The sequence below is a fragment of the Flavobacterium sp. GNP010 genome (assembly GCF_056428945.1).
Map to the genome: position 1 here is coordinate 1 of NZ_JBWJVK010000059.1, position 9817 is coordinate 9817.

A 9817-nucleotide genomic window follows, 5' to 3' on the forward strand; every position below is an offset into this window, starting at 1 on the left:
CTATTATTTGAATAAATGTGAGAACGGTAGATTCAATAACCGCATCAATCCCCTTGTTGAATAGAAATAACAACAAAAAAAGCAACAATAAAAAAGAGAAATAATGGAGCGTAAAGATACCATGATCAAAATAATACCATCTTTTTTTATTGTGAAAAAGCCACAGAAAAAAAGCAAATAGTGGCATAAAAATGAATAAAACTTTAGGTAAATTATTTGTAAAAGAATATATGAATTTCTCGATAATTTCGGTTTGTGTATTGTTTTCTTTAACGATTTGTATTTTTTTATTTAACCAATAATTCCAATCGGATAACTTTTCAGAGGCTGGTGCATTCTTTTGGATGGAGTCTAGTTGTGCGACTGATGTGTAGCCAAAACTTAAAATTTCATCTTGATCCTTAGAGGCTTTTTCATCCTGTTCTTTTTTATGTGTATTGGATTGAAAAGATTTATTTTTAGTGGTTAGAGTTTTTTCTTTGTTTGTATTGATTTCTATAGGATTTTCGACATTTGGAAAAGTAGCAAGAAGTAAAAAGGTGATAAAACTGATGAAAATATACAAACGAACTGGAGCTAAATAAGACAATCTTTTTCCGGAGAGGTATTCCTTGGTAAGTGCAGCGGGCTTGAATAATAAATTTTTTATGGTTCTCCAAAAAGCATTTTCATAATGAGTAAGATCTTCAAAAAATGAATAAAAAGGTGATGAAACGTTTTTCGGGTATCAGTATTTTCTTGTCCACAATTAGGACAGAATCTATTTTCGACCACATACCTGCAATTGAGACATGTTTTGTCGTTTCTCATTTTACTTTTAGACATAAAAAAACAGTATAAATTCTAGATTTTTGTTGAATTTTAAGGTATAAAACTAACAAAAAAACGGAACTTATACTGTTTTATTAAAATATTTTTGATGTATTATTTCAACACATCTTTCAAGAAAGAATTCATACGCTCCCAAGAACGCTTGTCTGCTTTTGCATTATAGGCAGCTCCTTTTGAGTTGTCATTTCCAGCTTCAGGATCTGTAAAAGCGTGAACCGAGTCAGCGTAATAAATCATTTCCCAATCTGCTTTCGTATCTCTCATTTCTTGCTGGAATGCTGTTACTTCAGCTGCAGGAACATACAAATCATCTGCACCATGAAGTACTAAAACTCGCGCTTTTATTACATTGTTTACTCGGGCTGCATCGCGGCCTAAACCACCATGAAACGATACGACTCCTTGAACTTGCATACCGGCTCTAGCTGCTTCTAGAACGCCCGTACCACCAAAACAATATCCTATAACAACAATATTATCTGGATTTGCTCCTGATTTTACCAATTGGTTCAATGCCAACTGAATGCGCCTTTGGTATTCGCCAACATTATTTTTGTAATATCCAGCTTGTTTTCCTGCTTCTTGTGTGTTTTTTGGATAGTTTCCTTCACCATAAATATCAGCTACAAAAGCATAATATCCCATTTTTGAAAGCTTTTCAGCTGATTGTTTGGCGTGGGTGTCGATTCCTTTCCAAGCTGGAAGGATTAGAATTCCTGCTTTGGTTTTACTTGCTTTTTTGGGAGCAATTGCCAATCCATTTAATTTTTGAGAGCCATCAGTGTATTGAACTGGTTTTAACTGTGCATTAACACTAGTAGAGAAGAGTGCTATTCCTAGAAATGTAAAAATTATATTTTTCATATTTGTTTGTTTTAATTTTACAAATGTCTCACTAATTATGTCACAAGAGAAATAATATGATTTTTTTAGTTTATGGCTGTATATTTAATTCTTATGCTGGAAATTTAATGTTTTATTCCCCAGGATGATAAGTTTTTTCTGCATGCTTCAGTATGTCCTCTTTGTAAAATAAAACGTCTTTGAATTGACCTTTTTGATACATTTCGGCTTGATCATAAAAATGTTTCGATTGTGTATTACCACTATTTCCCCCTGCAAGTAGTGATTTGGCTTTTACTTTTGGCCCAAATTCAACTGCGCAAACAAAGCTATTACCATTGCTACCATAGCGTTTTTTACTTCCGTTTTGATAGTTGCTTTTATAAGCTGGTAAACTTCCCCATATCGCTGGTCCAAATGCCACGGGCAAACTTTCTGCAGCATCATTATATTGTAGGTTGATGTCTCCATTCGGTCTTTGAAAACGATTTATTATTCCCCATTCAATTTCCCAAGTACCAAATTTAAGTTTCAATTCGGAAACCACGCGTTGCAACTGAGGAATTAATTGATCTGATGTTGCAGTTTTAGCAAATTGTATCGTGTTTTCAACCTGATCTTGTTCGCCTTGGTTCGTGTACACTTTCTGAATAATGGGATCCAGTTGATATGCCCATTCCACAGCAAGTGTTGTCGCTATCGAATTTTCTCGGGCATAATAATCCCAATTTTTCAAAACAGTTATTGGTGCTATCAATTCAGCATATAATGAATTGTCAATTTTAATATTTTTTTCGAAATTCGTTATCAAAGCTGGAATTAAATATTCAAACGCTGTTAATTTGGTATCATAACCATCAGCTATTAATTTGTCGAGTGTGTAGTTGTCGCCTTTATTCAGTAAGCGTATAGCATTGAGTCCTCTAAAACTTTCGCCGTCAGGAGCCATATATGGCGGGTAGTTTTCTTCTTTTGGACTATTGACACCAGCTACAGAATACGGTGTTGAGTTGCAATTTTGTAACCAGCCATTTTCAGGGTTATAGGAATGAACGGTTTCTAAAACATCGTGTAAACCCTTCCATTGTGTGGTGGCGGTTGTGCCGTCCATTACTTTAGACCAATTTAATTTTTTGTCTCTTATTGGAATAAAATTTCCGTGCCAGTATGCAATATTTCCTTCTTTGTCCGCATATACAGTATTGTTTGAGGTGTTGGCCTTTAAATCCATTGCTTTTTTATAATCTTCAAAACTTTTCGATTTGGTACGCATCCAACTTTGTTCTAAGCTTTTCATTGAGCGATTGTTGGATTTTAAAGCGATCCATTTTCCGTCTCTTTTTGCCATTATAGGACCATGATTGGTGTAATAAGTGGTAAAGGTTTTGGGTATCAGTTCGCCGTTTTCTAGATAGTTTAGAGTTATTTTCTTCTCGATAAGAGGAAGCAGTTTTTTTTCGTATTCATAAAATAATTTGTTGTTTTTAGTCACAATTTTCTCTGCATACATATCGGCAACGTCTACATTAGATGAGGTGTGCATCCAGCCACAATTTTCATTAAACCCTTGGTAGATAAAAAATTGTCCCCAAGTTACGGCTCCGTATGCATTCAAATCTTCATTACTAGTTACTTGAATTTCAGGTCTAAAATAAAAAGTAGTATGCGGATTAATGTATAACATGGCATTGCCCGAAGCTGTTTTTGATGGAGCAATAGCAAATCCGTTAGAGCCAGTTTGTACGTCTTTCTCTCGTTCTATGTACGCTACTTTATCAGTATTCCCAGAGTAAAATGCTTTAAGTTCACCAGTAGAAAGCCCTGCAGTACTAATGGCTCCAATACTTCCGTCGGTCCAAAGTAAGGGAAACCATGGTTCAAAATGAGTTAGTAAAGCGGGCTGAACTTCGGGGTGTTTGTACAAGTAATAATTGATGCCATCTGCATAACTGTTTAATAATCTTTTCAACCACGGCGCTGCTTTTTTATAATCTGCTTTGGCGTCTTGGGTATCAATCAATAGTTTAATTTCTAAATCATTGTAAAGAACAGATTGCCCTTTGATTTCAGCCAGACGGCCTAATTTTTCAATATAATTGAGTTCTACTCGTTTAAAATCATCTTCACATTGCGCATACAACATCCCAAAAACGGCATCTGCATCCGTTTTGCCATCGACATGTGCAATTCCCCAATTGTCTCTCGTTATGGTTACTTGTTGGGCAAGTTTTTGTAGCCTTGCTATTTCAGCAGTAGTGATTTTTTGAGCAAATAGGGGGGGACTAATACTGAAAACGATTAATATTAAATAACTTTTAAGATGTTTCATTAGGTAGTAAATTATGTTAAAGACTCACATTTCTTTTAAAGGCACACCCCAATTCAATAATCGAATCAGTTTTGGCAATGCCGGGAATAGTATCAATTTTTTCATAAAGCACTTTTCGCATGTGTTCATGATCTTTAGCAATGATTTTTATGTAAAGGGTAAATGATCCAGTGATGTAGTAGCACTCTGTTATCTCAGTGATTTTTTTAAGTTCCTCAATAATGCGATCCGAGTCTTGGTCTTTATTTAAGGTAATTCCTGTAAAAGATCCCCAATCGTAACCAACTTTTTTTTCATTAATAATAGGTTTTATTCCGGTAAGAATTCCTTGTTCAATAAGTCTGTTGATGCGTTGATGCACCATGGTATTCGAAATTTTAAGGTTCGTAGCTATAGCTGAATACGCCATTCTTCCATCTTTTTCTAGTTCTTTAATAATATTGATATCGAATTCGTCTATTATGTTCATGAGGGTGCAATTATAAATGATATTTGTGTTTTTTTAAAGTGTAATTCTCTTGTTTTTGAACAAGTTTTAATTAGACTTAAAAATTAGAAATGACTTAATTTTAGTCTAAATTAATTAAATATTTTTAATTAAGCCTATTTATAAAGTCAAAAAAATTATTTTTATTGTAAAATTAAAAAAAAAATCTAATTTTGTATTCTAAAGCTTTTAAATATAAAAATCATGACACATACAGAACAAAACCTTTCATTAAAATCTGAAGCGCTGATCGCTAAAGAGAGTCAACATGGAGCACATAATTATCATCCTTTACCAGTCGTTTTAGAAAGAGGCGAAGGCGTTCATGTTTGGGATGTAGACGGAAAAAAATATTATGATTTCCTTTCTGCTTATTCTGCTGTCAATCAAGGGCATTGCCACCCGAAGATTGTAAGTGCCATGATCAAACAAGCACAAACACTTACCTTAACATCACGTGCTTTTTACAACGATCAGTTAGGACCTTTTGAAGAATATATAACCAAGTATTTTGGGTTTGATAAAGTTTTACCAATGAATACTGGTGCAGAAGCAGTAGAAACTGCTTTAAAATTATGTAGAAAATGGGCGTATGAAGTTAAAGGAATTCCCGAGAACCAAGCTCAAATAATTGTTTGTGAAAACAATTTCCACGGAAGAACTACTACTATTGTTTCGTTCTCAAATGATGAAAATGCACGAAAAAGCTTTGGACCATTTACAGCTGGTTTTATTAAAATTCCTTATGATGATACTGACGCTTTAGAGACAGCATTAAAATCAACCACGAATATTGCTGGGTTCTTAGTTGAACCTATTCAAGGAGAGGCGGGAGTTTATGTTCCAAGTGAAGGTTATTTGGCCAAAGCCAAAGCACTTTGCGAAGCGCACAATGTACTATTTATTGCAGATGAAGTGCAAACAGGAATTGCGCGTACCGGGCGATTATTAGCTACTTGTGGCAATTGTAATTGTAAAAAGGGATGCGAAAATACGCCAGAAGTGAAACCAGATATTTTAATTCTAGGGAAAGCAATTTCCGGTGGAGTTTATCCCGTATCAGCAGTTTTAGCAAACAATCACATCATGAACGTGATTCAACCTGGACAGCATGGTTCTACTTTTGGAGGGAATCCAATTGCAGCAGCTGTAGCTATTGCTGCACTTGATGTAGTGAATGAAGAGAATTTAGCACAAAACGCAGCACATTTAGGAGAAATTCTACGAGCGGGATTGAACGAAATAGCCGCTAGAAATCCAATAATTACCTTGGTCAGAGGAAAAGGACTTTTGAATGCAATCGTAGTGAATTGCGATGAAGAGTCTGATTTGGCTTGGAATATTTGTATGAAATTTAGAGATTATGGGTTATTGGCAAAGCCAACGCACGGTAACAAAATTCGATTTGCACCGCCATTGGTTATTACCGAGTCACAAATTCAGGAATGTTTGGCTATCATCGAAAGAGCTTTAAACGATTTTAGATAAGATATAAAACCATGGGAAAAACGATAAAATTAATAAAGAATAGGTCGGACATTGGTGCTGGTACTCGGGGATCCGACTTAGGGATTGATGCAATTGAAATTGCCGCAATTAATAAAAACAGTGACTTTTTCAATCAATTTGAGTTTGAAGATGTCAAAACACATAACGAATCTATTTACGATAAAAACCGTAGTTCATCAGCAAAAAGGATTGAGCACGTTGTAGAGCAGTGCACTCGAGTGTGCTATGCAGTAAAGAAAAATCTTGACGGCAAGTATTTTCCTATTGTATTATCTGGAGATCATTCCTCAGCATTAGGTACTTTGAGCGGTATTAAAGCCGCGTACCCGGAGCAAAATATAGGCGTTTTCTGGATCGATGCACACGCTGATTTGCATTCCCCGTATACATCACCCTCGGGAAATATTCACGGAATGCCACTATCTGCAGCTCTTGCTGATGATAACTTAAGTTGTCAAAATAATGAGGTACCAGCCGAAACGCAAGTTCATTGGGAGCAAATGAAAAATTTAGGCTACAATGGACCTAAAGTTTTAGCTGAAAATCTAATTTATTTTGGTGTTCGTGACACCGAAGAAGAAGAGGATAAGCAAATTGATAAACTAAATATTAAAAACTACAAGGTTGATGAAGTGCGATATAGAGGTTTAGAAACCTGCGTAGCTGAAGCTTTATCAAAAGTAGCGCATTGCGAAGTATTGTATATTTCTTTTGACGTTGATTCTATGGATTGTGATATGATTTCATACGGAACCGGTACGCCAGTGCCTAAAGGCTTTGATCAGTATGAAATTATAGCGATTATCAATCAGATTATTGAAACCAAAAAAGTGGTTTGTATCGAATTCGTTGAGGTAAATCCTTTATTGGATACCAAAGGGAATAAGATGGCAGAAACTGCTTTTGAAGTATTAGAAGCTATTACATCAACGCTGTTGCTACCTATAGAATAATTAATATTTCAATAAAAAACGAAAATCCCGAAATCAAAAATGTAGATTTCGGGATTTTTTATAAAATTATTTTAACGTAAATATTTTATAATAATTAGGCAGTCTTCATTGAAATATTTGATAAATATCTTTTTTTTAGACTTTCACAATACTCACTAATTCTTACTGATCAACTAATTTTTTAGTGTAGGTACTATTTACTATAGTATTTTTTCCTTAGCCAAAAAGAAACATTCACTAAAATAATCAAAGCTGGAACTTCAACTAACGGCCCAATAACTCCCGCAAATGCTTGTCCGCTATTGATTCCGAAAACGCCTATGGAAACAGCAATTGCCAATTCAAAATTATTCCCTGATGCAGTGAAGGAAAGTGCAACGGCATCTCTATAATTGGCTCCGATTTTTTTGGAAACAAAAAACATCAGAAAAAACATAATAGTGAAGAAAATTACTAACGGAATAGTGATTCGAATCACATCCAATGGCAAGTCAACAATCGTTTCCCCCTTTAAACTAAACATGACTACGATCGTAAAAAGCAGAGCTATCAAAGTAATAGGAGAAACAAAAGGAATAAATTTTTGATTGAACCATTTGTCACCAATGAATTTTTTGATAGCATAACGGCTAATTACCGCTAATGCAAATGGAATTCCTAAATAAATACCAACTGTTGTTGCGATTTGAATAACGGTTATATTCAATTCTAATCCTTTTATTCCAAATAATGGCAACATGATTTCCAAATAAAAGTAAGCATACAAACTAAAGAAGAACACTTGAAGCAAACTATTAATTCCGATTAATCCCGCTGTTAATTCCCTATTTCCCTCTGCCAGTTCATTCCAGACAATAACCATTGCAATACAAGGCGCGATACCAATTATGATTAAACCGGTCATGTATTCTGGATAATCTTTCAAAAAGAATGTCGCCAGTGAAAACATTAAGAATGGACCAATAATCCAAGTAATAAAAAAGGAAGCGGTGAGTAATTTAGGCTTTTCAAACATTAAAGGTATTTTCGAAAAATCAATTTTAGTCAAAGGCGGGTACATCATTAATATTAATCCAATTGCAAGGGGAACATTCGTCGTACCGCTAGAAAAGGAGTTGATGAAACCACTGCTGGATGGAATAAAGTAACCAATGGAAACACCCATAGCCATTGCCAAAAATATCCAAAGCGTTAGGTAACTGTCAAGAAAATTCAATCTTTTTTTAGAAGCCATTATTCTGATTTTATTTGGGAAAATACATATAACATTTCGGTTGCAATTTGTAAACTGCGTTCTTGATATTTCGCAGCTTGTTGAGGTGTGTTGTCAAATGCTTTCGGATCTTCATATGTAATTGGAATACGCTTTTCAGCGCCAGCAATAAAAGGACAACCCCCATCCGCTTGAGAACACGTCATAATCGCCGCAAATTCATTTTTCGGATTAAATTCGTCGTCGTATTTTTTAGAAAATCCGATAACAGGATGTGTATTCTCTGCATATTTAATCGAATAAATAGGATTGTTTCCTGCTGCAATGACTCTAATTTTAAAGCCAGATTGCTCCAATGTTTGTGCTGCCATAGGATATAAAGCAGTTGCTTCGGTACCACCAGAATAGCAAAATACATTTTTTATGTTGTAATATGCCGCTGCCGTTTGCGCCCAAACTTGTGATAGATGACTTCTTCGAGAATTATGAGTGCAAATTAAGTTGAGCCTAATATCTTCTTGATTGTAAACTTTGTTTTGAATGAAATCAACTAGTGGTTGCAAAATACTCTTTCGTTCCCCTGTTATGGTTTCAAATTGTAAGCTCTGAATTATTTTTTCTATTTCTGGAAATAGAATGCTTTTGGTCTGTTTCATAATACAGTTTTAAAATTAACAACAGCCACCACCAGGAACGCAACTATTGGTTTGGCTGGAAATTTCAGATAATTTCACTTTCTCCTTTTCTGTTGGAATGCCACATTGGTCCTGAGCTAAGCAAGCAGTTTGTTTATTTATTAAGGTAAATGTTGTTCCCTCGAAACCCAAGTCATACTTACCGATTGTTTCAGCTTGGTATTCTACCTCAATTTCGAAATCTACTATTCCTAATATTTTTTCTGAAAGTGCTATGATATCTAGAAGTTTTTTTGGTTTTAAACGGTGTTCAAAATCATTAGCATTCCACAATTGAAAGTTCACCACAGTTTCATTCCTTACTTTACCGCCACAATCAATAAAGTTTTTAGTAACCAATCCCACTTCAGTTACGTGAAAATGTTCTGGAACAAAACTTCCGTTTGGTAACATAAAAGTGACATTTTCTAAATTGGTCAATTGTTCTTTAATTTCTGATATTCTCATGATTTTTATGATTTAAAAATTAGCAACATTTATTTTTTTTATTCTCTAAATAGAGATCAATGTGTTCAAAAAAAGATTTTAGGGTTTCAAAGCCGTCTTCATTAAGACAATAACAAATCGCATTACCTTCAAAATTCCCTTTAATGAGACCAGCATTCTTTAACTCCTTCAAATGTTGGGAAATAGTTGGTTGGGCAAGTGGTAGTTCATTTACAATATCTCCGCATACACAACTGTTCACTTTGATGAGATGTTGAATAATGGCAATTCGAGCAGGATGTCCTAATGCCTTGGCTAAAGTAGCCAATTGGTTTTGCTCTTCTGTAAAGCATTCTGTTTTTGTAATTCCCATCTGTATATATTTATATTGCAATATTACGATATTGTCTTTAAATAACCAAATGCAGAATTTCTAATTTTAATAACAATGACTTGAATAGTTACAAAGTCAATTATCGCACTAAACAAATGCATAATCCCTTCCTATATAATAATAAAGATATCCCCTGT

Annotated in this window: 9 protein-coding genes and 2 pseudogenes; 2 read left to right on the forward strand and 9 right to left on the reverse strand. The window is 34.6% G+C overall.

All coding sequences use genetic code 11. The features are described 5' to 3' along the window. From AC061C_RS14690 to AC061C_RS14710, 5 genes and pseudogenes are all read right to left on the reverse strand, one after another. Nucleotides 1-589, reverse strand: a pseudogene (locus tag AC061C_RS14690) (DUF3667 domain-containing protein); the annotation flags it as partial. Nucleotides 590-595: 6 nt separating this feature from the next. Next, nucleotides 596-649 (reverse strand): annotated as a pseudogene (locus AC061C_RS14695) (hypothetical protein); the annotation flags it as partial. Nucleotides 650-924: 275 nt separating this feature from the next. Then, entirely contained in the window at nucleotides 925-1695 is a 771-nt protein-coding gene (locus AC061C_RS14700; RefSeq protein ID WP_478291797.1) for a dienelactone hydrolase family protein, read from the reverse strand. 112 nt (nucleotides 1696-1807) lie between these two features. Beyond that, nucleotides 1808-4003, reverse strand: coding sequence for a penicillin acylase family protein (locus AC061C_RS14705; RefSeq protein ID WP_478291798.1), 2196 nt, complete (start codon nucleotides 4001-4003; stop codon nucleotides 1808-1810). 16 nt (nucleotides 4004-4019) lie between these two features. Then, on the reverse strand, nucleotides 4020-4472 hold the full coding sequence (locus tag AC061C_RS14710) for an Lrp/AsnC family transcriptional regulator (protein WP_309755918.1): 453 nt from the start codon (nucleotides 4470-4472) through the stop codon (nucleotides 4020-4022). Nucleotides 4473-4694: 222 nt separating this feature from the next. On the opposite strand from AC061C_RS14710, the gene rocD reads away from it, so the two are divergent. Further along, the gene (gene rocD / locus AC061C_RS14715; protein ID WP_309755916.1) at nucleotides 4695-5978 is read left to right on the forward strand and encodes an ornithine--oxo-acid transaminase; all 1284 of its coding nucleotides are present in this window, start codon (nucleotides 4695-4697) and stop codon (nucleotides 5976-5978) included. Between the two features lie 11 nt (nucleotides 5979-5989). Then, nucleotides 5990-6952, forward strand: coding sequence for an arginase (locus AC061C_RS14720; protein ID WP_478291799.1), 963 nt, complete (start codon nucleotides 5990-5992; stop codon nucleotides 6950-6952). A gap of 193 nt (nucleotides 6953-7145) precedes the next feature. On the opposite strand, the gene arsB is transcribed toward AC061C_RS14720, so the two are convergent. From arsB to AC061C_RS14740, 4 genes are read right to left on the reverse strand one after another with little or no spacing between them, the layout of a single operon-like run. Further along, complete coding sequence (arsB, locus tag AC061C_RS14725; RefSeq protein ID WP_478291800.1) at nucleotides 7146-8186, reverse strand: ACR3 family arsenite efflux transporter; 1041 nt, start codon at nucleotides 8184-8186, stop codon at nucleotides 7146-7148. Beyond that, the gene (locus tag AC061C_RS14730; protein ID WP_478291801.1) at nucleotides 8186-8821 is read right to left on the reverse strand and encodes an arsenate-mycothiol transferase ArsC; all 636 of its coding nucleotides are present in this window, start codon (nucleotides 8819-8821) and stop codon (nucleotides 8186-8188) included. Before AC061C_RS14730 ends, arsB begins: the two co-directional genes overlap by 1 nt. A gap of 15 nt (nucleotides 8822-8836) precedes the next feature. After that, nucleotides 8837-9307, reverse strand: coding sequence for a DUF6428 family protein (locus AC061C_RS14735; protein ID WP_417970879.1), 471 nt, complete (start codon nucleotides 9305-9307; stop codon nucleotides 8837-8839). 19 nt (nucleotides 9308-9326) lie between these two features. Then, complete coding sequence (locus tag AC061C_RS14740; RefSeq protein ID WP_309755909.1) at nucleotides 9327-9659, reverse strand: ArsR/SmtB family transcription factor; 333 nt, start codon at nucleotides 9657-9659, stop codon at nucleotides 9327-9329. Between the last annotated feature and the right edge of the window lie 158 nt (nucleotides 9660-9817).

Coding starts and splice junctions, on each gene's coding strand:
- arsB (WP_478291800.1), bottom strand. CDS start 8,186: ATGGCTTCTAAAAAAAGATTGAATTTTCTTGACAGTTACCTAACGCTT.
- AC061C_RS14735 (WP_417970879.1), bottom strand. CDS start 9,307: ATGAGAATATCAGAAATTAAAGAACAATTGACCAATTTAGAAAATGTC.
- AC061C_RS14720 (WP_478291799.1), top strand. CDS start 5,990: ATGGGAAAAACGATAAAATTAATAAAGAATAGGTCGGACATTGGTGCT.
- AC061C_RS14740 (WP_309755909.1), bottom strand. CDS start 9,659: ATGGGAATTACAAAAACAGAATGCTTTACAGAAGAGCAAAACCAATTG.
- AC061C_RS14730 (WP_478291801.1), bottom strand. CDS start 8,821: ATGAAACAGACCAAAAGCATTCTATTTCCAGAAATAGAAAAAATAATT.
- AC061C_RS14700 (WP_478291797.1), bottom strand. CDS start 1,695: ATGAAAAATATAATTTTTACATTTCTAGGAATAGCACTCTTCTCTACT.
- AC061C_RS14705 (WP_478291798.1), bottom strand. CDS start 4,003: ATGAAACATCTTAAAAGTTATTTAATATTAATCGTTTTCAGTATTAGT.
- AC061C_RS14710 (WP_309755918.1), bottom strand. CDS start 4,472: ATGAACATAATAGACGAATTCGATATCAATATTATTAAAGAACTAGAA.
- rocD (WP_309755916.1), top strand. CDS start 4,695: ATGACACATACAGAACAAAACCTTTCATTAAAATCTGAAGCGCTGATC.